17 protein-coding genes are annotated in these 20921 nt (G+C 68.1%); 7 read left to right on the plus strand and 10 right to left on the minus strand.

Features of this window, described 5'->3' with window-relative positions; translation table 11 throughout:
* Positions 1 to 192 precede the first annotated feature (192 nt).
* Positions 193 to 933 (plus strand): IclR family transcriptional regulator, encoded by a 741-nt coding sequence (locus tag NGK62_RS20300; protein ID WP_251880015.1) that lies wholly within the window; start codon positions 193 to 195, stop codon positions 931 to 933.
* Positions 934 to 949: 16 nt separating this feature from the next.
* Here NGK62_RS20300 and rocF read toward each other — a convergent pair whose 3' ends face one another.
* A complete protein-coding gene (gene rocF, locus NGK62_RS20305) occupies positions 950 to 1888 on the minus strand; it encodes an arginase (RefSeq protein ID WP_251880017.1) in 939 nt (312 codons plus the stop codon).
* Between the two features lie 24 nt (positions 1889 to 1912).
* A complete protein-coding gene (rocD, locus tag NGK62_RS20310; protein WP_059375934.1) occupies positions 1913 to 3148 on the minus strand; it encodes an ornithine--oxo-acid transaminase in 1236 nt (411 codons plus the stop codon).
* Positions 3149 to 3307: 159 nt separating this feature from the next.
* Here rocD and NGK62_RS20315 point away from each other — a divergent pair, with 159 nt between their 5' ends.
* Both NGK62_RS20315 and NGK62_RS20320 read left to right on the plus strand, forming a co-directional pair.
* Complete coding sequence (locus tag NGK62_RS20315; RefSeq protein ID WP_059375936.1) at positions 3308 to 4129, plus strand: MetQ/NlpA family ABC transporter substrate-binding protein; 822 nt, start codon at positions 3308 to 3310, stop codon at positions 4127 to 4129.
* Positions 4130 to 4245: 116 nt separating this feature from the next.
* A complete protein-coding gene (locus NGK62_RS20320; RefSeq protein ID WP_251880019.1) occupies positions 4246 to 5694 on the plus strand; it encodes a sensor domain-containing diguanylate cyclase in 1449 nt (482 codons plus the stop codon).
* Between the two features lie 7 nt (positions 5695 to 5701).
* Here the strand turns inward: NGK62_RS20320 and NGK62_RS20325 are convergent, their stop codons facing one another.
* Positions 5702 to 6898, minus strand: coding sequence for an MFS transporter (locus NGK62_RS20325; RefSeq protein WP_059375938.1), 1197 nt, complete (start codon positions 6896 to 6898; stop codon positions 5702 to 5704).
* Positions 6899 to 6989: 91 nt separating this feature from the next.
* Between NGK62_RS20325 and NGK62_RS20330 the strand changes: the two genes are divergently transcribed.
* Positions 6990 to 7445, plus strand: a complete 456-nt coding sequence (locus NGK62_RS20330; RefSeq protein ID WP_054454198.1) for an Lrp/AsnC family transcriptional regulator — start codon at positions 6990 to 6992, stop codon at positions 7443 to 7445.
* Between the two features lie 10 nt (positions 7446 to 7455).
* Here the strand turns inward: NGK62_RS20330 and NGK62_RS20335 are convergent, their stop codons facing one another.
* The 4 genes from NGK62_RS20335 to NGK62_RS20350 form a co-directional block, all read right to left on the minus strand.
* Positions 7456 to 8616 (minus strand): metallophosphoesterase, encoded by a 1161-nt coding sequence (locus NGK62_RS20335; protein ID WP_118932456.1) that lies wholly within the window; start codon positions 8614 to 8616, stop codon positions 7456 to 7458.
* Positions 8617 to 8676: 60 nt separating this feature from the next.
* Positions 8677 to 9903 carry an alpha-hydroxy acid oxidase gene (locus NGK62_RS20340; RefSeq protein ID WP_059375943.1) on the minus strand — a complete coding sequence of 409 codons (1227 nt, stop codon included), beginning with the start codon at positions 9901 to 9903 and terminating at the stop codon, positions 8677 to 8679.
* A 102-nt stretch (positions 9904 to 10005) separates the two neighbouring features.
* The gene (asd, locus tag NGK62_RS20345; RefSeq protein ID WP_059375944.1) at positions 10006 to 10869 is read right to left on the minus strand and encodes an archaetidylserine decarboxylase; all 864 of its coding nucleotides are present in this window, start codon (positions 10867 to 10869) and stop codon (positions 10006 to 10008) included.
* A gap of 233 nt (positions 10870 to 11102) precedes the next feature.
* Positions 11103 to 13457: a cytochrome P450/oxidoreductase gene (locus NGK62_RS20350; RefSeq protein ID WP_251880021.1), complete on the minus strand. Its 2355-nt coding sequence runs from the start codon at positions 13455 to 13457 to the stop codon at positions 11103 to 11105.
* Positions 13458 to 13582: 125 nt separating this feature from the next.
* On the opposite strand from NGK62_RS20350, the gene NGK62_RS20355 reads away from it, so the two are divergent.
* Complete coding sequence (locus NGK62_RS20355; protein ID WP_251880023.1) at positions 13583 to 14434, plus strand: IclR family transcriptional regulator; 852 nt, start codon at positions 13583 to 13585, stop codon at positions 14432 to 14434.
* Here the strand turns inward: NGK62_RS20355 and NGK62_RS20360 are convergent.
* Positions 14407 to 15357 carry a LysR substrate-binding domain-containing protein gene (locus NGK62_RS20360; RefSeq protein WP_251880025.1) on the minus strand — a complete coding sequence of 317 codons (951 nt, stop codon included), beginning with the start codon at positions 15355 to 15357 and terminating at the stop codon, positions 14407 to 14409. The two genes, NGK62_RS20355 and NGK62_RS20360, sit on opposite strands and share 28 nt — an antisense overlap.
* Positions 15358 to 15499: 142 nt before the next feature.
* Between NGK62_RS20360 and NGK62_RS20365 the strand changes: the two genes are divergently transcribed.
* Positions 15500 to 16459, plus strand: a complete 960-nt coding sequence (locus NGK62_RS20365) for a Bug family tripartite tricarboxylate transporter substrate binding protein (RefSeq protein WP_251880028.1) — start codon at positions 15500 to 15502, stop codon at positions 16457 to 16459.
* Positions 16456 to 18048 (plus strand): sulfatase family protein, encoded by a 1593-nt coding sequence (locus tag NGK62_RS20370; protein WP_251880030.1) that lies wholly within the window; start codon positions 16456 to 16458, stop codon positions 18046 to 18048. The genes NGK62_RS20365 and NGK62_RS20370 overlap by 4 nt, the downstream gene beginning before the upstream one ends.
* Positions 18049 to 18079: 31 nt before the next feature.
* Here the strand turns inward: NGK62_RS20370 and NGK62_RS20375 are convergent, their stop codons facing one another.
* Both NGK62_RS20375 and NGK62_RS20380 read right to left on the minus strand, forming a co-directional pair.
* Complete coding sequence (locus NGK62_RS20375) at positions 18080 to 19711, minus strand: ATP-binding cassette domain-containing protein (RefSeq protein ID WP_059375957.1); 1632 nt, start codon at positions 19709 to 19711, stop codon at positions 18080 to 18082.
* Positions 19712 to 19880: 169 nt separating this feature from the next.
* Complete coding sequence (locus NGK62_RS20380; RefSeq protein ID WP_118932451.1) at positions 19881 to 20876, minus strand: serine hydrolase; 996 nt, start codon at positions 20874 to 20876, stop codon at positions 19881 to 19883.
* Between the last annotated feature and the right edge of the window lie 45 nt (positions 20877 to 20921).

Consider the following 20921-nt stretch of genomic DNA (forward strand, 5'->3'; position numbering starts at 1 on the left):
GTCTCGTTGGGATGCTGTGTATCTGCTTGCGGGGCGCCAGTTCTCCATGTGGCCGAAAATTATTTCACATTGGTGAAAGAAAATTCTTGTGCAAGAATTTAGGTTCGCACATATGAAAAGTCAACATAGTGGATTTCCCAAGTCGAAGCGCGGGCGCGCCGGCTGGAGGGACGCCGCGCGAGGGGTAGACGCATGGAAGTGAAGCTCGTCGCAAGAACGCTGGAACTGATCGAACTGTTTGCCCAGGAGCGGCGGCCGATGCCGCTGACCGAGCTGGCGCAGGGCCTGGGCGCGCCCATGTCCAGCTGCCTGGCATTGGTGCGCACGCTGGTGGCGCGGGGCTATCTGTACGAGGTCCGGCGGCGCGCCGGCTACTACCCCACGCCCAAGCTGCATGCCTTGTGCGGGTCGATCCAATCGGGCGATCCCTGGATGGAGCGGGTGCGTCCGCAGCTCGCGGCGCTGCGCGATGCGGCCAATGAAACGGTGATGCTGGGCAAGATCCAGGACGGCGCGGTGCTGTTCCTGGACATGGCGGAATCCACCCACCCGGTGCACTACGCGACCCGGCCCGGGGTGCGGCGGCCTTTGCACACCAGCGCCTTGGCCAAGGCCATTCTTGCGCGCCTGGGGCCGGCCGACCGCGAGAGCATCCTGGCGGACGCCGGGTACGAACGCTATACGGATCGCACGCTGGTCACGCGCCAGGCGCTGCTGGACGAAGTGGAGCGGACGGCGGCCAGGGGCTGGGCCGAAAACGCCGGCGAAAGCGTGGCCGACCTGACCGGGCTGGCGGTGGCGCTGGACCTGGGCGGGGAATGGTACGCGCTGTGCATGGCGGGACCCACGTCGCGCGTTGCCGAGAGGCGCGCAGAGAACCTGCGCTTGTTGACCGAGACGGCGGAAGCGATCCGTCTCGGCCGGGAAGCTTAGGGCCTGTGCAGGCGGCTCAGGAACCGCGGCGCATCAGCGTGGACTTGCCGAACAGGCTTTCAATGAGGTCCACCGCCAGTTCCGCGGTCTTGTTGCGCACGTCGAAGGCAGGGTTCAGTTCCACCACGTCCAGCGACCGCATCAGGCCGGTGTCGGCGATCATTTCCATGCACAGCTGCGCCTCGCGGTAGGTGGGGCCACCCGGGACGGTGGTGCCCACGCCGGGGGCGATTTCCGGGTCGAGGAAATCCACGTCGAAGCTCACGTGCAGATGGGTATCGGCGTCCAGCCCGGACAGGGCAGCTTCCATGGTGGCGCGCATGCCCATTTCGTCCAGGTAGCGCATGTCGAAGACTTCCAGCCCGGCCTCATGCACCAGGCGCTTTTCGCCCTGGTCCACGCTGCGGATGCCGATCTGCCGCACCCAGCCCGGCTCGATGTCGGGCGTCTGGCCGGACAGGCCCGTGATCTGCGCCGGGCCGTAGCCGCACAGGCAGGCCACCGGCATGCCGTGGATGTTGCCGGTGGGGGTGAGCGCGTTGGTATTGAAGTCGGCATGGGCGTCCAGCCACAACACGCGCAGCTTCTTGCCAGCCGTGCGGCAATGGCGCGCGACCGCGCTGATCGAGCCTATGCCCAGGCAGTGGTCGCCGCCCAGCAGGATGGGCAGGCGGCCCTGGCTCAATTCCTCATGGACGGCGTCGTGCACCGCGCGGTTCCAGGCGGCAACTTCGTCCAGGTGGCGATAGCCGTCCACCGGTGGCAGCCAGGGATTGGCGGGGCCGTAGAGGTTGCCGCGGTCGGTCACCTGGAAGCCCTGGGCCTCGATGACCGGGCCCAGGTCCGCCACGCGCAGGGCTTCAGGCCCCATGGACGCGCCGCGCGCGCCGGCGCCGATGTCGGTGGGCGCGCCGATCAGGGTGATGTGGTGGGGCAGGCTGGCGGTGTTCTGCAAATCGCGGACTCCGGTAGGGGGGCATCAAGTGGCGGATAATACCGCGCTCAATTGGTCGCAGGCCCAGTCGATCTGTTCGCGCGTCACGATCAGCGGCGGCGACAGGCGCAGCGTGTGGCCGTGCGTATCCTTGACCAGCATCCCGCGTGCCTGCAGGCGTTCGCACCACAGGCGCGCGCCGCCGGCGTCGGGCTCCAGTTCCACAGCCAGCATCAGGCCGCGTCCGCGCACTTCGCGCACGGGACCCGGCAGGGTGCGCAGGCGGTCCAGGAAGTAGGAACCCATGGCGGCCGCGTTTTCTATCATGCCTTCCTCGATCAGCACGCGCAGCGCGGCGCGCGCGATGGCGCAGGCCAGCGGGTTGCCGCCGAAGGTGCTGCCGTGCTGGCCGGGCTGGAACACGCCCAGCACGTCGGCGTTGGACAGCACCGCCGACACGGGGTAGAAACCGCCCGACAGCGCCTTGCCGATCAAGGTGACGTCCGCTTCGATGCCTTCATGCTCTTCTGCCAGCAGCTTGCCGGTGCGGCCCAGGCCGGTCTGGATCTCGTCCAGGATCAGCGTGATGCCGCGCTCGGTGCAGCGCTGGCGCACCCGCGCGAAATAGCCCGCAGGCGGCAGGACCACCCCGGCTTCACCCTGTATCGGTTCCACCAGGAATGCCACGGTGTTGGGCGTGATGGCGGCGTCGAAGGCCTCGTAGTCGCCGAAAGGAACGATCTTGAATCCCGGCGCGAACGGCCCATAGTGGCCATAGGCGTCGGGGTCGGTAGAGAAGCCCACGATGCCCAGCGTGCGGCCATGGAAGTTGTTGGCGCAGACGATGATCTCGGCCTGGTTCTCCGGCACGCCGCGCACTTCGTAGCCCCATTTGCGCACGGCCTTGATGGCGGTTTCCACGGCTTCCGCGCCGCTGTTCATGGGCAGGATCTTGTGCGCTCCGGTCAGGCGCGCCAGGTCTTCGTAGAACGGCGCCATCTGGTCGTGGCGGAAGGCGCGCGAGGTCAGCGTGAGCTTTTGCGCCTGCTCGGCCATGGCGGCCAGGATGGCGGGATGGCAATGCCCCTGGTTGACGGCGGAGTAGGCCGACAGGCAATCCAGGTACTTGCGGCCGTCCACGTCGTAGAGCCAGACGCCGCTGCCGCGCGCGATGACCACGTCAAGCGGATGGTAGTTGTGCGCGCCGAGCTGGTCTTCCACGCGGTCGCGGTGGCTGGCGGCGGACTGCGCGCCCGGCTGGGTGTTCAATACCGCGCTCATGAGCGTCTCCCGAGGAGGTATTGCAGCCATCTTAGCGCCGCAATCCGGTCCGCGGCATTGCCATTGCGTGACAAAGGCCATTGCCGGGCGATGCCGCGGGCTGCTGCACAATAGCGGCTGCGCGGGGCGATGCCCTGTTTTCCTACCTGGATGGTCCTCATGTTGTTGCACAAACTGCTACTGAAATTCACCCGCTGCGCGGCCACGGCCGGGTTGGCGCTGGCCTGCGCCTCCGCCGCCATGGCGCAGGACAAGCCGCTGCGCATCGGCGTGATCCCCAGCGTGGCCAATGCCGCCACCGAGATCGCCATCGCCCAGGCCCAAAAGGAAGGCCTGGAGGTCAAGCTGGTGGAATTCAACGACTGGGTGTTGCCCAACATCGCGGTCGCCGACGGTTCGGTGGACGCGAACTTCTTCCAGCATGAACCCTTCCTGGAACTCTTCAACCAGCGCCGCGGCGCTGACCTTAAGCCCATCGCCTACGGCTATTCCACCACCATCGGCCTGTTTTCCAAGAAGCTGAAGAAGGGCGACGCGATGCCCGAGGGCGCGACCATTGCGGTTCCCAACGACCCGGTCAACACCGGCCGGGCGCTGTTGCTGCTGGAATCCATCGGCCTGATCAAGCTCAAGCCCGGCGTGGCGCACCAGGCCGCGCTGGAGGACGTGGTGTCGAACCCCAAGAAGCTGAAGTTCGTGCCGATCGAAGGCTCCCAGTCCGCGCGCACCTTCGACGACGTGACCGCGTCCGTCACCTACACCACCTTCGCCAAGCAGGCCGGCTTGAACGAGAAGGACGGCCTGGCCTTTGACAACACCGATCCGGCCAATGTGCGGCGCTATGCCATCCGCTGGGTGGCCACGCCGGCCGGCGCGCAGGATCCGCGCCTGCTGAAGTTCATTTCGATCTACCAGAACTCGGCCGAAGTGAAGGCCAAGCTGCGCAGCCTTTATGGCGACCTGATCGACTTTCCCTGGTAGCGCGGCGCGGCGAGCCGAGGGGGGGGGGCGGGCGTTGACGATTCTTGGCAGTTCGGCTCAGAGATAGCTCGTATACTGGCCCCAATTTTCCTCCCGCCCGGAGATCAGGCGCCGCCATGGCTGCTCCGCAGGGCGCGCCCTCTACTTTCGAGCCCCAAGCCATGCGTATTCCATCGCCCGACGATGCCGCCCATGCCCAGGTCCTGCCCGTCGATGACGGCCGCATCCTGGCTGCGGCCAGCGCGATCCTCGCGGCGGGGCCGCAGGCCGGTTTTTTCGATACGCTGGTCAACCGCGCGGTCGCGGACATGGGCGTGGACTACGCCTGGGTGCGGCTGCACGATGCCGGCGACGGGACGGAGCTGATCGCCAGCGTCAGTTGCGGCGCGGGCCTGGCGGCCGATCCCGCGGGCGCGGGCGACGCCTTGCATGCGCGGCTGGCGGATCAGACCTCGCAGGCGTGTCTGCGAGACTTGCGGCAAGACCATCCCTGGCTGCTGGAGGCCGGCGTGCGGGCCTGCGTGGCGCGTACGCTCTTCGACGGGAATGGAGTCGCCTGCGGCCACATCGCCTTTCTCTTCAGGCGCGAGCTGGCCGATGCGTCAGCCCACGCCAACGCGCAAGCCATACTGGCCAGCTTCGCGCAGCACGCCGTGCTGGGCGCGGCCGCGCGCGAAAGCGAGCTGGCGCGCCAAAACGAAGTCATTGCGCAGTTCGGCGCGCTGTTCCGGTCGGCGCCGGTGCTGATCAACGCCTTCGACCAGGACGGCCGCTGCACGCTGTGGAACGACGCCTGTGTGCGGCGCTTCGGCTGGTCCGAAGCCGAGATCAAGCTGAGCTCGAACCCGTTTGCGCTGTTTTACCCCGATCCGGCGGTACGGGATCGCGCGATGGACAGCGTCGTCGCGCGGCCCGAACGCTCGTTCCGCGAATGGCAGCCGCGCACACGCGACGGCGAGCAACTGTCGGTGCTTTGGTCCAACGTCAAGTTGCCCGACGGCAAGGTCGTGAACCTGGGCATGGACATCACTGAAAGCCGGCGCGCGGAAGCCGCGCTGGAGCGCATGGCCCGGGTGGACAGCCTGACCGGCTGCTGGAACCGCGCCGAAATCCTCAAGCGCATGGAAGAACGCCTGGCCGACGGCCGCCGTGGCGCGGGCGGGCCGACCACCGCGCTGATGCTGGACCTGGATTACTTCAAGCAGGTCAACGACCGCTATGGGCACTTGGGGGGTGACGTGGCGCTGAGGCACTTCTGCGATCAACTGCGCGCCTGTCTGCGCGAGGGCGATTCGGCAGGAAGGCTGGGCGGCGAGGAATTCCTGGTGCTGCTGGCGGACGCCGACGCGGCGGTGGCGCGCGCGATCTGCGAGCGCCTGCGCGCCAGCCTGCGGCAGCATCCGGCGGATATCGACGGGGCGGTGGTGACGCTGTCGGTCAGCGGCGGCATCGCGGGCTTTCTACCTGGCGACGCCACCGCGTCGGACGTGCTGCGCCGTGCGGATTTCGCGCTATATCAGGCCAAGCGGTCGGGTAGGGATTGCGCGGTGGAGTACCGGAGCTAAGGGGCGCTCAGGCAGCCGCCTGGCCGCCCGCCGCGCGCCGGCCGTTCAGGCGCCAATGCAGGCCTAGCGCCGCGGCGGCCAGGGCGCAGGCCGCGGCCAAGCCCAGCGCTTCGAACCCCGCGTGGGTGTAGATGGTGCCGGCGATCGCGGTGCCGACGCTTGCGCCCAGGTAGGTGGTGCAGGTATTCAGCCCCAGCACCGCGCCGCGCTCTTCGGGCCGGGCGCGCGACAGCAGCAGCACCAGCAGGTTCAGGCTCAGTTGCGAGGCCGCGCCCCAGAGGGTGGCGATGGCAAGCACCGCGCTCAACGCATGTGCGGCCGGCAGCAGCCCCAGATACACCAGCGCGATCACGCCCAACGCCATCGGCAGGGCGCGGCGCGGCCCCAGCCGCTCGATCAGCGGCGCGCCAGCTACCCCGGCCAGCAGGAACCCTGCGCCGTAGGCGAAAGCGATGAAGCCTACCTGTCCCGCGGATAGCCCCAGCAAGCCGCGCACATGGTCGGCCAGGAAGGCATACACGCCATAGAAGGCCGACGAGAACGCCAGGCAGCCCAGCAGCAAAGCGGGCACGTCGCGATAGGACAACGGCGCCAGCAGGCGCGACAGGCGCAGCGGCGCGGGATTTTCGGCGCGGCGCTCCGGCAGCTGGCGCAGCCCGAGCACGGCGATGGCGGCGCAGAGCGCCAGCGTGGCGTAGGTAGCGCGCCAACCTACGGCGTCGGAGATGAGCGCGGACAGCGGCACGCCCGCCACCAGCGACACGGACCAACCCGCGATGACGCGGCCCAGGGTGCGCGCCTCCTGGCCGGGCGGCGCGATCAGCGCGGCCGATCCATAGGCCGCGGGCAGGATGACGCCCGCCGCGGCGCCTGCCAGGGCTTGCGCCAGCGTCAGCACGATCCAGTGCGGCGCGCAGGCGGACAAGATCAGCGCGGCGATCAGCACCGCCATCGCGCCCAGCAGCGAGCGGCGCACGCCGATGCGGTCGATGCGGGCGGCCAAAAAGAAGGCGCTGGCGGCGGTGGCCGCGCCATACGCGGAAATGGCGGTGCTGATGGTCAGCGGGGAAGTGGAAAAAGAGCGCGCCACGTCGCTCAGGATGGGGCTGAGCGCCAGACCGTTGGAGCCTACGACGCTGACGGCGAACATCAGGGCGGGGACGGACGAGGCGGGGCGGGCGCTGCGGGTGCTACGGTTCTGCATCGCGAAATTTTATTGGAATAAAATAAGGGTTAACGCTTATATTTCCTTATTCCATAAAAGTTCGAATGCCGTTCGGCAGAACCCAATTCCAATGCCTGATCTTGACGACCGCGACCGAAAGCTATTAACGCTGCTGGCCGACGATGCCTCTCCCAGCTACGCCGAACTGGGCAAAATGCTGAACCTCTCCGCCCCGGCCGTGCATGAAAGGGTCAAGCGTCTGAAGCGCGACGGCCTGATAAAAGGCATCGCCGCCAAGCTGGATGGCGCGCGCATCGGCCGGCCGCTGCTGGCCTTCGTGCACGTGGACACCAACAACTGGACCATTACGCAGCAGGTGCTGGGGCTGGCCGAGCTGACCGAGGTGGAAGAGATCCACACCATCACTGGCAAGAGCGCCATGCTGCTGAAAGTGCGCGTGCGCGACACGCAGGCACTGGAGGCGCTGCTGGCCCGCATCCATCAGATCGACGGCATCACCAACACCACCAGCGACATCGCCTTGACCAGCTATCTGGAGCGCGGGCCCTTGCCGGACAACGGCTGAGCCGCGCCGCTCAAGCCGCGCGCAGCCGCAGGCGCGTGATCTCGGAGGGCGCGCCCAGGCGCTTGGGCGGTCCCCAATAGCCCGTGCCGCGGCTGATGTAGATCCACATCTTGCCCAGGCGATGCAGGCCGGCCGTATAGGGCTGCTGGAACCGCACGAAGAAACCCCAGGGGAAGAATTGTCCGCCATGCGTATGGCCGGACAATTGCAGGGTATAGCCCAGCGGCTCGGCCGCCGCCGCGCTGCGCGGCTGGTGCGCCAGCAGTATCCGGGGCATGGCATCGGCGGGCGCGCCCGCCAGCGCCGCCTTGGGGCTGCTGCGCTGCTGCGGATCGAACGAGCCGGCGCTGTAGTCGGTGATGCCCGCCACCACCACGGGCAGGCCGGCGGGATGGATGACCACGTGTTCATTCATCAGCACGCGCAGCCCCATGCGGCGGAACTCGGCGATCCAGGGCGTGGCGCCCGAATAGTATTCATGGTTGCCGGTCACCAGATAAACCCCGTGGGTGGCGCGCAGCTGACCCAGCGGGCTGGCCTGGGCGGAAAGCTGCTCGACGCTGCCGTCGACCACATCGCCAGTGATCGCAATCATGTCCGGCAGCTGTTCATTGACGGCGTCGACGATGGCCTGCACGTAGCGTTTCTTGATGGTCGGGCCGACGTGGATGTCGCTGATCTGCACGATGGTGAAACCGTCCAGGTCGGGCGCGAGCCCGGCGATGGGCACGTCCACATCGACCACGCGCGCCCGCTTGCGGGCGTTGTACAGGCCGACCAAGGTCGCGGCGAGAGCCAGTAGGGGCACGGTCCAGGCGCTGGCCCGGCGCAGCGCGGTCCAAGGCAGACCGGCGCCGATGAGCAGATCCGCCAGCCCCGCCGCCAGCAGCAGCGCGTCGCGCAGCACCGTCAGCACGAACAGGGACGAGAACAGGCCCATCGCGAACAGCCCGACCCAGGCGATGCGGTCGCCCCAGGGCGGGTGCACGGAAGAACGCCCCAGCATCCCCAGCGGAATCAGGATGCAGGACAGCAGCAAGGCAAGGATGGCGGCGGCGGAACCCGCTCCGCCCAGTTGGGCGTCGGGGATCAGGCGGGCGCCCACGTAGACGTGAGCCAGGGCGCCCAGGGTCAGGAAGCGCAGGAAGAATGAGGATTGGCGTAGGGACACGGCGACTCTGGGGCGCGCCGGGCGGAAAGCCGCGGCGCGCGTGGCAAGGGAACCGTCATTCTATGCCGCGTGCGGATTCTCCCGCACGAGCAAATCCGGCCCCATCTCCCGCACATGGTTGATGCCCAGCATCGCCATGTTGCGGTCGACCTCGGCGCGCAGCAGGCCGATTGCATGCGCCACGCCGGCTTCGCCGCCGACCGCCGCCGCGTAGTTGAAGGGCCGTCCGACGAAGACGAAGCTTGCGCCCAGCGCCAGCGCCTTGAGCACGTCGCTGCCGCGGCGCACGCCGCTATCCATCATCACGGTCATGTTGCCGGCGGCGGCGACCACGCCGGGCAGGGCGCGCAGCGGCGAGACCGCGCCGTCCAGTTGCCGGCCGCCATGGTTCGACACGATGATGCCGTCGGCGCCATGCTGCCGCGCCAGCGCCGCGTCCTGCGGGTGCAGGATGCCCTTGATGATGAGCGTGCCCGGCCACTGGCGGCGGATGCGCGCCACATGTTCCCAGCTGAGGTGGTCGCGCGCGCTGAAGTCGCGCAGCACCGACGACGACACGATCGGCGCGCCGCGCGTCGCGAAGGAGTTTTCGAAATGCGGCATGCCATGGGCCAGCAGCGTGCGCATGAACGTGCCGGCCAGCCAGCGCGGCCGCGTCAGGCCGTCCCAGGCCAGGCGCAGGCTGGGCTTGAGCGGCGTGGAGAAGCCGGTGCGCACGTTGTTTTCGCGGTTTGCCGACACGGGGATGTCCACCGTCAGCACCAGCGTTTCGTAGCCGGCGTGGCGGGCGCGTTCGACCAGCGCGTCGATGCGCTGCGGATCCCCCGGCAGATAGGCCTGGAACCAGGTTCCGGGCGCTGCGCGGATGACGTCTTCCAGCGGAATCAGCGAGGTGCCGCTGAGGATGGCGGGTATGCCTTGCTCACGCGCGGCACGCGCCAGCACGATGTCGCCGCGGTAGGCCGACAGCGCGCTGATGCCCATCGGGGCAATGCCGAAGGGCGAGGCATAGCGGCGGCCAAAGAGCTCGGTTTGCTGCGTGCGGCGCGACACGTCCACCAGCACGCGCGGGGAAAACGCGTACTGCGCAAAGGCGTTGCGGTTGCCGCGCAGGGACTGGTTGTCTTCGGCCGCGCCCGCGACATAGCCGAAGATCGGCCGCGGCAGGCGGCGTTTCGCGGCCGCCTCGAAGTCGTCCAGCGACAGCATGCGCGCCAGCGCGCGCGGCAAGGGGCGGTCGGCCGAGGCGGCGCGGGGACTGGCAGTGGTCGAGAGCAGGGATGTCATGGCGGGCCGGCAAAAGCCCGTAATCTAGCAACGCCGATTCATCGCATAAAGCGAATAAAACCAGACATCCAATTTCGATTTAAGCGAAGAGCTTCCCGGAAACTACGCGGGCAGCGCCATCAGCTCGCCCATGCGCACCGGACCCAGCACGGAGGGCGTATCCGCCCAGCGGATCTGGTTGGGGCCGAACAGCACGATGGCGGTGGAGCCCAGCTTGAAGCGGCCCATTTCCGCGCCTTTGGCCAGATGGATCGGGGCGCGCGCCGCGTCATCGTAGCGGGTGGCTTTGACACGCCGCTTGTGCGGCGTGACCAGGCCGGCCCACACCGTCTCGATGGAGGCGACGATCATCGCGCCCACCAGCACCACCGCCATCGGGCCGTGCTCGGTGTCGAAGATGCACACCACGCGCTCGTTGCGCGCGAACAGGCGCGGCACGTTGCGGGCGGTCAGCGGATTGACTGAGAACAGGCGGCCGGGCACGTGGACCATTTCGCGCAGGGTGCCTGCGACCGGCATGTGCACGCGGTGGTAATCCTTGGGCGACAGATAGATGGTGGCGAATTCGCCGCCCTGGAACGGGGCTGCGCGCTCGGTGTCGCCGCCCAGCAGGTCGGCCAGGCCGTAGCTGTGGCCCTTGGCCTGGAAGATCCGGCCATGTTCGATCGCGCCCATCTGGCTGATGGCGCCGTCGGCGGGACACACCACCGAGCCCGGCTCGTCGTCCAGCGGCCGCGCGTCTTCCTTCAATGCCCGCGTGAAGAAGTCGTTGAAGCAATCGTAGGCCAGCGGGTCTTCCTGCAGCGCTTCGCGCATGTCCACGCCATAGCGGCGGACGAAGCGCGAGATCATCCAGTTCTTGACCGCGGGTTCCCGGCAGTCGGATGCGTACCCGAAGAGCCGCGACACCAGATGGTGAGGGGCGAGATACTGGCTGGCGAGGAATAGTTGGTCTTTGATCGGCATCTAGGAGCGCTGAGAAATTACCCCGCGGCCGGCCGCGGCATGGGCCGGCCCGCAGTGGGCCCGCCTTCAAGCCCGGGACTGGCCGCGTCAAAAAACGTCGTCCCGCGTTGCAGCGGGACGACGTGGTGATGAGCAGAGGGGTGAATTCTACCGCTTTCAGGCGCACTTCAGGCATATGAATGCGTGCATGCGACGCCAGGCGCAAGCGCGCGGCATTGCAGGCACGCCAGCCCCTACAGCTCCAGCACGATGCGCTTGCCCTGGGCGCGGGAGCAACAGGCCATCATGCGGTTGCCGGCCTCGCGCTCGGCGCGGGTCAGCACCACGTCGCGGTGATCGACCGCGCCGCCCAGCACGCGCACCTCGCAGGAGCCGCAGAGTCCTTCCTCGCAGTCGCTCTGCACGTCGATATTGGCGCCGCGCAGCGCGCTCAGCAGGGTCTGGTCGGCAGGCACCTGCACGACGATGCCGGAGTCCTTCAACTCGGCCTCGAAGGCATGTTCCTTGGACGGGTCCAGCGTGGCGAGCGTGGAATGGAAGTGCTCCACGCGCAGACTGTCCTCGGGCCAGGCGGCGCAGGCGGCCTGCAGGGCATCCAGCATGCGCTCCGGACCGCAGGCGTAGATATGGACGCCGGCCTCGGGGCGGGACAGCAGGGCGCCGAAGTCGTTGCGGCTGCCTTCGTCGCTGACGTGCAGATGCAGGCGCGCGCCGTGCAGTTGCTGCAGTTCGTCCAGCATGGCCATGCTGGCGCGCGAGCGGCCGCTGTAGTGCAGTTCGTAATCCTGGCCCAGTTCGCGCGCGCGGCGCGCCATGGCGCTGATGGGCGTGATGCCTATGCCACCGGCGATGAGGATCAGGCGTTTGGCGCTTTCGTCCATGCGGAAATGGTTGCGCGGGCCGCGTGCGCGGACGATGCTGCCCGCGCGCAGGTGCTGGTGGATCCAGGCGGATCCGCCGCGGCCCGCGGTTTCCTTGAGCACGGCGATCTCCAGCGCATGCGCGGCGGCCGGATCGCCGCAGAGCGAATATTGGCGCGACAGGCCGGTGTCGCCGCATTCGAGGTCGATGTGCGAGCCGGGCGTCCAGCGCGGCAGCGGCTTGCCATCGGGCGATTCGAGCCGGATGCGCGCGATGCCGTCGGCCGCGGCCGTGACCTCGGTCACGACCAGCTTGCGGCTGATGGCGTGGGTGGAAGGCTCGCCGATGCGAACCGGCTGCACCTGATCCAGCAGGGCGGCGTCGCGGCGCTCGGGGTTGTCGGCCGGATTCCATTCCACCCACAGATGCTCCGGGCCGCGGAACGAGGTGTTCGGCACGTAGGTGAACTGCTGTTCGGCCAGGCGCATGTGCGGCAGGCGGCGCGTCAGCTCTTCCAGGAAGATCTGCATCTCCATGCGCGCCAGGTTCTTGCCCATGCATTGGTGCGCGCCATAGCCGAAGGTCAGCTGGTCGCTGGCGTTGTCGCGGCGGATGTCGAAGAAGTCGGCGTCGGCGAAATGGCGCTCGTCGTGGTTGGCCGACGACGACACGATCAGGAGTTTGGCGCCCGCGGGAATCGCCACGCCGGCGATCTCGGTGTCGCGCGTGGCCAGGCGACGCCAGGCCGCGACCGAGCCGTTGTGGCGCAGGCATTCCTCGACCGCGTTGGGCAGCAGGCCGGGGTCCTCGCATAGTTCGCGCCAGGCGTCGGGGTGCTGCAGCAGCAGCTTGATGGCGTTGGCCGAGGCGTTGGCGGTGGTCTCATGCGCCGCGACGATGCCCGCCATCATCATCGAGTGCAGGTAGGAGTCGGTGACGACCTCGGGGTGGTCCTTCTGCTTGCGGATGCCGTACTGCATCCAGCCCGGGGCGTCGGGATCCTGGCGCATCTTGTCCAGGATCTTGCCCGCCAGCTGCCAGAAGTTCCCCACCGCATGCGCCACTTCCACCTGTTCTTCCGGCTTGGGCCGGCCCCAGGTGTTGACGGTGTGCGCGATGGAGTACTTGCGCAGCAGATCCATGTCTTCCTCGGGTACGCCCAGGAAGTGCAGGGCAACCGTCAAGGGCACTTCCCACAGCATCTGGTCGACCAGGTCGGCGCGGCCGTCGTTGATGAAGCGGTCCACGTATTCGCGCGTCAGGCGCCGCACCATGGGTTCGTGGTGCTTGAGCTCGTCCGGCGTGAACGGGTCCATCAGCACGCGGCGGCGCGGCATGTGGGCCGGCTCGTCCTCGTTGACCAGGGTGCGGTTCATCGCGTAGCCGTAGCTGGCCAGCACGGCGTTGGCCTCGGGGCCGGTTGGCGTGATCTTTTCCAGCGCGATCGAGGGGCTGTAGGTGTGGTTGTCGCGGAACACGGCCTTGATGTCGTCGTAGCGGGTTACCACCCAATAGCCCAGCTTGGGGCTGTAGAACACGGGTTCCTGTTCGCGCGCCCAGCGCACGTACTCGGGCGGATCCTGCTGATAGCCGTCGCCAAAAGGGTCGAATTCCGCGGCGCGAGGGCTGACCGGACAGGCCTGGGCGCGCGCCAGCGCGGCGTGGTCTATCGGACAGCCGCCGGTATTGGCGGGCGCGGTGGTTGCAGGGGTGGTTGGGTGGCCCATGTCGTCGCTCCGGATTACAATTGCGTAAATCATATACGCATTGCGTAATTATTCAATTGGGGTAATCTCCGGGCTGCATCCGCAGCCGCTAGGCAGATCCCTTATCGCGCCATGACCCCGCGCCCATGACCCAGACTCCCGAACCTTCCTCCGTTCCCGTTCAGCCTACCGACGCGCCCCGTCCGCGTGAACGGCGCCAGCGCGTGCAGGCCGCCGAAACCGGCATGGCGGTGCTGAAGGGGTTGGGCCGGCTGGGCGGCCGCGCCAGCCTGACGCTGCTGGCGGCGCACGTGGACGAAAGCCCCGCCAAGGTGCACCGCTACCTGGTCAGCCTGATGGAAGCAGGGCTGGTGGCGCAGGATGCCGCCACTCAACAGTACTGCCTGGGACTGGAAGCGATGCTGCTGGGCCTGGCCGCGCTGCGCCAGGCCGATCCCATCCGCCTGGCCGAGCCCAGCCTGGTGCGCCTGCGCGAAGGCCTGGAAGTGACCTGCTTCATCGCGGTCATGGGCAACAAGGGGCCGACCATCGTGCGCTTCGAGGAACCGGGCCTGCCGGTGACGGTCAACGTGCGCATGGGTTCGGTGCTGTCCATGCTCTGGTCCGCCACCGGACGGGTGTTCCTCGCCATGCAGGACGATGCGCGGGTGCGGGCGCTTGCCGAGGCCGAATTGACGCGCGCGCCTGCCGACATGCGGGCGCTGCTGGACGCCGCCGACCCGATCGGCCGCCTGCGCCGCCAGGTGCTGGCCGAGGGCTGCGCCACGGTGCGCGACACTAATTTGAAGGGCATCAGCGCGGTGTCGGCGCCGCTGCTGGACCACAACGGCCGGCCTTGCGCCGCGCTGACCGCGCTGGGCGCGACGGGCGGATTCGACGCCTCGGCGGACGGCCCGATCGCGCAGGCGGTACGGCGCGAAGCCGAAGCGGCTAGCGTGCTGCTGGGTTATCAGGCGCCCGGGCCCGGCGCGGCCTGATTCGCGCCTGCCGGCAAGCCGCGCAGCCACGCCATTGCCGCCTGCACCACCGGCATGCCGGCCGTGTTGCGGTTGACCACGGCGCCGATGGCGCCGAAGTTGGCGTCCAGCCGCAGCGGCAGCACGGCCACGCTGCCTTGGCGTTCGCAGTAGCGCGCAATCGCCTGGGGCAGGGCCGCCAGGCGGTCGTCCTGGGCCAGCAGGGCGAGGGTGGCCAGCAGCGAATTGGATTGGATGCTGGAATCTGGCGGGCGCGCTCCGGCATGCACGAAAGCCTCGTCCAGGCGCTCGCGCATCATGGTGGCTTCCAGCGGCAGCACCCAGGGCCAGCGCGCCAGTTCGACGGCCTCCAGTGCCTGGCTTGCGGCCAGCGGATGGCCGGGGCGCGCCACCACCAGGATAGGTTCTTCGTGCAGGCGGATCACCTCGCAGTCCGCGGGCAGCAGGCGGCTGCCCAGGCGGCCCAGCACGATGTCCAGCTCGTCGCGCGCCAGCTTGTCCATGAGTTCGCCAAGCGCGCCTTCCACCAGTTTGACTTCCAGCCGCGGCGCCAGGCCCAGCAGATGCGCGATCAACTGCGGCGCGAGCCGGGGCGCGGCCGAGGGCAGGGTGCCCAGGCGCAGCAGGCTGGCGCCGCGTTCTTCGGCGGCCCGCAGTTCGGCCGCCACGCGCTGGGCCGCGCCCAGGCTGTGCCGGGCGTGGCGGATCATAACCATTCCGGCATTTGTCGGCAGGGTACCCTGGGTTCCGCGCTCGAATAGCGCGTAGCCCACCTGTTCCTCCAGCTGCGCCAGCGCCTTGGACGCGGCGGGCTGGGACATGTGCAGGCGCTCGGCCGCGCGCCCCAGGTGGCGTTCGTCGTCGAGCGCGACCAATAGTTCGGCATGACGCCGCTTGAGATGGGCGCCGGTGCGCTCTGACATGGCGATTCATATTCAAATGGTTATGAATCGTTCAGTTTATTTCATTTCACGCCGGCACCGGGCGCTAGGCATACTTGCCGCTCTACGAGAGACAGGCGTTCCCCAGGCTGGGCCGGGAAGGACGCCGGGATGGAGACGATTCATGAAGAAGTTCTGGATGGCCCTGGCCGCGAGCTGGGCCTGTGGCATTGCGGGTGCGGCGGCGGCGGATGCCTACCCGGCGCGGCCCGTGCAGATCGTGGTGCCGTTCTCGCCTGGCGGCGCGGTGGACGTGCTGGCGCGCCAACTGGCGCAGCGCCTGGAGCCTCGCGGCTACACGCTGGTGGTGGAGAACAAGCCGGGCGCGGGCGGCAACATTGCCGCGTCCATGGTGGCGCGCGCCGCGCCCGACGGCTACACGCTGCTGATGGGCACCACCAATACGCACGGCATCAACAGTGCGCTGTATTCCAGTCTGCCGTACGACCCGGTGCGCGATTTCGCGCCGGTCGGCCTGGTGGCGGACAACGTGGTGGTGTTGCTGGCCAATGCCGAGTTTCCGGCATCGACGCTGGCCGATGCCGTCAAACTGATCAAGGCCAATCCCGGCAAGTACACCTATGGCTCGCCCGGCCTGGGCACGGTGCACCAACTGGCGATGGAACAGTTGAAGCACGCTGCCGGCCTGGACGTGGTGCATGCGCCATACAAGGGCGCCGCGCCCGCGATGGCCGACCTGGTCGCGGGCCACGTGCCGCTGATGATAGGCGGCATCGCGCCCGCCATTCCGTTCCTCGCGTCCGGCAAGGTCAAGGTGCTGGGCGTGGCCAATACTGAAAAGTACGCGGCGCTGCCCGATGTGCCGCTGTTCTCGGACGTGGCCGCAGGCGTCGCCGTGCGTTCCTGGATCGGCCTGTTCGCGCCCGCCGGCACGCCGCCCGCGGTGGTGAAGAAGCTGAACTCGGATTTGGAGGCGGTGCTGACCGACAGCGCGTTCGCGCAGGCCTTGCAGCCCCTGGGCATGGTGCCGATCTACATGACGCCGCAGGCCTTCGGCGACATGATCAAGCGCGACATGCCGGCCTGGCGCTCGGCCGTGGAGATGTCGGGAGCGAAGCAATGACGTCCGCTGCGAAGCCCGTCAACTTCCTGCTGTTCATTACCGACCAGCACCGCGCCGACCATCTGGGGGCCTATGGCAACCGCGTGGTCCGCACGCCCAACCTGGACCGCCTGGCCGCGTCCGGATGGCGCGCCGACAACATGCACGTGGCCACGCCCATCTGCATGCCGAACCGCGCCAGCCTGATGACCGGCCGCTATCCGTCCGCGCACGGCGCGCGCCACAACGGCATCGCGCTGTCGCTGCGCAGCCGCACCTTCGTCGAAGCCATGCGCGAGGCCGGCTACGGCACCGCGCTGGTCGGCAAGGTCCACTTGCAGAACATGACCGACATTCCGCCTTCCTGGCCGGTGCGCGCTGAAGACAGATTGCCGCGCGAGGCGGTCGAACCGGACGCCGGCCGCTACGACCAGGAGCAGCGCAAGCTGTGGCTGGAACGCGCCGACCACGAGCTGAGCTATCCCTATTATGGTTTCGAGCGCGTGGACCTGGTCGACGATCACAGCGACGACGTGCATGGCCACTACCGGCGCTGGCTGCGCCGCGCGCATCCGGAGATCGAGGCTCTGATCGGCCCCGCGCATGCCATCCCCGCGCCGGAATACGAGCTGACGCGCATCCGCCAGGCTTGGCGCACGCGCGTGCCCGAAGAACTCTATCCCACGGCCTACATCGCCGACCGCAGCATCGAAGCGCTGCGCGGCTATGCGGCATCCGGGCAGCCGTTCTTCCTGCAATGCTCGTTTCCGGATCCGCACCATCCCTTCACGCCGCCAGGGCGGTTCTGGGATCTGCACAAGCCCGAGGACATGGAGCTGCCCGCGTCGTTCCACGGCCAGGGCACGCCGCCGCCGCACGTGGCCTGGCTGCGCGCGCAGCGCGACGCCGGCACGGCGGTCAAGCATACGCCCGCGATCTTTTCGTGCAACGAGCGCGAGGCGCGCGAAGCGCTGGCGCTGAACTATGGGTCGATCGCCAACATCGACAACCAGATCGGCCGGGTACTGGCCGAACTCGATGCGCAGGGGCTGGCCGACAACACCGTGGTGATCTTCACCAGCGACCATGGCGACTACCTGGGCGACCATCAGCTGATGCTGAAGGGGCCGATCCACTACCGCGGCCTGACCCGCGTGCCTTTCATCTGGCGAGACCCGGCTGCGGCGCGGACGGCGGGCGCGGCCAGCGATGCCTTGCTCAGCACCATCGACGTCGCGCCCACGGTGCTGGCGCGCGCCGGCGTGCAGCCCTACAACGGCATTCAGGGGCGCGACATGGCCGGCCTCATCGGCGGACGCGAGGCCGGCGTGCGCGATGCGCTGATGATCGAGGAAGAAGGGCAGCGCGTGATACTCGGCTTCAACAGCCGCATCCGCTGCCGCACGCTGCTGGCCGACGGCTTTCGCGCTACGGTCTACGATGGCGCGCGCTGGGGGGAGCTCTACGATCTGAGCCAGGACCCGCACGAGCTGCGCAACCTGTGGGACGATCCGGCGCACGCCGCCGACCGTGCGCGGCTGCTGGAGCGGCTGGCCTACGGCATGCTGGAACACATCGACACCAGCCCCTATCCCAGCGCGCTGGCCTGACGTGGCGCGGGCAGGCCGCCCGCGCCTGGCTTCAAGCGGCCTTGGCGGCCAGCTTGGTCTTGTAGAGCCAGTCCTTGTAGTCGTCCAGGTCGCCGTCGAAGGGGCTGACCTCGCCGTCGGCCACGATGATGAATTCATCGGTGGTGGCGCGCAGCAGATGACGGTCGTGCGACACCAGCATCAGCGTGCCTTCGAACTGCGCCAGCGCGGTGGTCAGCGCTTCGCGGGTTTCCAGGTCCAGGTGGTTGGTGGGCTCGTCCAGCAGCAGCAGGTTGGGACGCTGCCAGACGATCAGGGCCAGCGCCAGGCGCGCCTTTTCACCACCGGAGAACGGTGCGATGGAGCTGGTGGCCATGTTGCCGTTGAAATTGAAGCTGCCCAGGAAGTTGCGCAGCTCCTGCTCGCGCACGGTGGGCGCGATCTTCGTCATGTGCCAAAGCGGCGATTCGTCATGGCGCAGCATCTCCACCTGGTGCTGGGCGAAGTAGCCGATGGACAGCCCCTTGTTGAACTGCGCTTCGCCGGCCAGCGTTGCGAGTTCACCCGCGATGGTCTTGATGAAGGTGGACTTGCCCGCGCCGTTGATGCCCAACAGGCCGATGCGCTGGCCCGCCTGCAGCGAAAAATTGATGCCCGACACGATGATCTTGTCGGACTCGACTTCCGTTTCCTCGTCCGCGATGCGATAGCCGGCGCTGACCGCGTCCATGGTCAAGAGCGGGTTGGGCGCACGCAAGGGCTCGCGGAACTCGAACGAGAACTCGGCCGCCGCGCGCAGCGGCGCGACTTCTTCCATGCGGGCCAGCGCCTTGATGCGGCTCTGCGCCTGGCGCGCCTTGCTGGCCTGGGCCTTGAAGCGGTCGATGAAGGATTGCAGGTGCGAGCGTTGGCGCATCTGCTTTTCCAGCATGCCTTGCGCCAGCTCCAGCTGCGCGGCGCGCTGGCGCTCGAAGGACGAGTAGTTGCCCGAATAGCGCTTGAGCTTGCGTTCGTCGATATGGACGATGACGTTGACCACGCCGTCCAGGAAGTCGCGGTCGTGCGAGATGACGATGAGCGTGCCTGGGTAGCGCTTGAGCCAGTCTTCCAGCCAGATGATGGCGTCCAGGTCCAGGTGGTTGGTGGGCTCGTCCAGCAGCAGCAGGTCGGACGGGCACATCAGCGCCTGCGCCAGGTTCAGGCGCATGCGCCAGCCGCCCGAAAAGCTCGTCAGCGGCAGGTGCATCTGGGCCTGCGTGAAGCCCAGGCCGGTCAGCAGCTGTTCGGCGCGCGAATGCACGGTGTAGGCGTCGGCGTCGGCCAGCGCGGCGTAGATGTCGGCCATGCGCAGGCCGTTCTCGGTGCTTTCGGGCTCGGCTTCCAGCTGCGCCAGTTCCGCCTCCAGCTTGCGCAGCGTGACGTCGCCGTCGATGGCGTACTCGATGGCGGGCCGGTCCAGCGCGGGCGTTTCCTGCGCCACATAGGCCATGCGCCAGCTGGCCGGATAGTCCAGGTCGCCCTGGTCCGCGTGCAGCGTGCCGCGCAAGAGACCGAACAGGCTGGACTTGCCGGCGCCATTGGCGCCGATCAGGCCGATCTTGTCGCCGGGGTTGAGCAGCAGGTCGACCTTGTCTAGCAAGGGCTTGACGCCGCGCATGAGTGAAACTTGTTGGAAGCGGATCATGGGTGGTGCAACAGGGGACGCGGCAGGATTCCCGCCGGCCAGGCGCAGAGAAGAAGGTGGGGAAGCAGGGCGCTCGGGCAGCGCGGCAGGCGGACGGAACGGGCGTTCGTTCCGCGTCAAAGGCGGGTATTGTACCGGGCTTGGCGACCCAGGCGCGCGGTGCCGCCTGTCAGCGCGAGGCGTACCGGCTGTCCAGCACCCGGCGCAGGCGCACCGCGTCGCCGAAGCGCGAGCCGTTGATGCCCTGCGCGTTGAGCAGCACCATGGCCAGGTTGCGCTTGCCGACCTTGACCGCCATCACCAGGCAATCGCCGGCTTCGCGGGTGGTGCCGGTCTTGGACACAAGGATGTCCCATTGCGGACGGCCCACCAGGATGTTGGTGTTGCGGAAGGTCTGGCCGGCGGCCTGGTAGCTGGTCTCGCCGGTGTATTGCCGCAACAGCGGCTGGGCGGAAATCGCCGCGAGCAACTTGACCAGATCCCTGGCCGAAGACTGGTTTTCGTTGGACAGGCCGCTAGGTTCGGCGAAGCTGGAATCGGTCATGCCCAGCGCGCGGGCCTCGGCGTTCATCGCCGCGACGAAAGCCGCGGTGCCGCCGGTATAGGTGCGTCCCAGCGCCTGCGCGGCGCTGTTTTCGGAAGGGATCAACGCCAGGCGCAGCAGATCGGCGCGGCTCAGTTTGGTGCCGGCCGTCAGGCGCGAGGGCAACTCGCTGGTGGAGCGGGTGTCGCTGGCGTCGATGGTGATGATGTCGTCCATCGGCAGGCCGGCCTTGACCAGCGTCAGCGCCGCCATGAGCTTGGTGATGGAAGCGATGGGCCGCACGGCGTCCTCGTTGCGCGCGAACAGGACTTCGGACGTGTCCATGTCCTGCACCAGGATCGTGCTGGACTTGAGCTTGCCGATTTCCTTGGCCGGGTCGCGCGTGACCAGCGAGGCGTTGGCGGCCGCGTCCGGGTCCAGCGGGTCGGGCTGCGCGCCCCAGCGCTGCACGGCGATGCGCTTGCCGTAGCCATGCAGGCACATCGGCAGGGAAGGCTGGGAATTGCAGGGATGGAAATTGGCAGCCTGGGCGCGCGCCGGCGCCGGCAAGCCCGCCGCCGTGGCGGCCCACAAAGCCGCCACGCAGAATGAGATCGACATTTGCCGCAAGATCAGCGTCACGAGCGCTCCCCGATACGCCGGCCACGCGCCCGGCAGGGCGTTACC

Source organism: Achromobacter sp. Marseille-Q4954 (assembly GCF_943737025.1).
GTDB classification, from domain to species: domain Bacteria; phylum Pseudomonadota; class Gammaproteobacteria; order Burkholderiales; family Burkholderiaceae_B; genus Achromobacter; species Achromobacter bronchisepticus_A.

Excerpts from the sequence above, each read along its gene's own strand:
- NGK62_RS20370 (WP_251880030.1), top strand. The coding sequence starts at position 16,456 with ATGACGTCCGCTGCGAAGCCCGTCAACTTCCTGCTGTTCATTACCGAC.
- NGK62_RS20350 (WP_251880021.1), bottom strand. The coding sequence starts at position 13,457 with ATGGGCCACCCAACCACCCCTGCAACCACCGCGCCCGCCAATACCGGC.
- NGK62_RS20300 (WP_251880015.1), top strand. The coding sequence starts at position 193 with ATGGAAGTGAAGCTCGTCGCAAGAACGCTGGAACTGATCGAACTGTTT.
- NGK62_RS20320 (WP_251880019.1), top strand. The coding sequence starts at position 4,246 with ATGGCTGCTCCGCAGGGCGCGCCCTCTACTTTCGAGCCCCAAGCCATG.
- NGK62_RS20340 (WP_059375943.1), bottom strand. The coding sequence starts at position 9,903 with ATGACATCCCTGCTCTCGACCACTGCCAGTCCCCGCGCCGCCTCGGCC.
- NGK62_RS20330 (WP_054454198.1), top strand. The coding sequence starts at position 6,990 with ATGCCTGATCTTGACGACCGCGACCGAAAGCTATTAACGCTGCTGGCC.
- NGK62_RS20360 (WP_251880025.1), bottom strand. The coding sequence starts at position 15,357 with ATGTCAGAGCGCACCGGCGCCCATCTCAAGCGGCGTCATGCCGAACTA.
- asd (WP_059375944.1), bottom strand. The coding sequence starts at position 10,869 with ATGCCGATCAAAGACCAACTATTCCTCGCCAGCCAGTATCTCGCCCCT.
- NGK62_RS20365 (WP_251880028.1), top strand. The coding sequence starts at position 15,500 with ATGAAGAAGTTCTGGATGGCCCTGGCCGCGAGCTGGGCCTGTGGCATT.
- NGK62_RS20315 (WP_059375936.1), top strand. The coding sequence starts at position 3,308 with ATGTTGTTGCACAAACTGCTACTGAAATTCACCCGCTGCGCGGCCACG.
- NGK62_RS20355 (WP_251880023.1), top strand. The coding sequence starts at position 13,583 with ATGACCCAGACTCCCGAACCTTCCTCCGTTCCCGTTCAGCCTACCGAC.
- rocD (WP_059375934.1), bottom strand. The coding sequence starts at position 3,148 with ATGAGCGCGGTATTGAACACCCAGCCGGGCGCGCAGTCCGCCGCCAGC.
- NGK62_RS20375 (WP_059375957.1), bottom strand. The coding sequence starts at position 19,711 with ATGATCCGCTTCCAACAAGTTTCACTCATGCGCGGCGTCAAGCCCTTG.
- NGK62_RS20325 (WP_059375938.1), bottom strand. The coding sequence starts at position 6,898 with ATGCAGAACCGTAGCACCCGCAGCGCCCGCCCCGCCTCGTCCGTCCCC.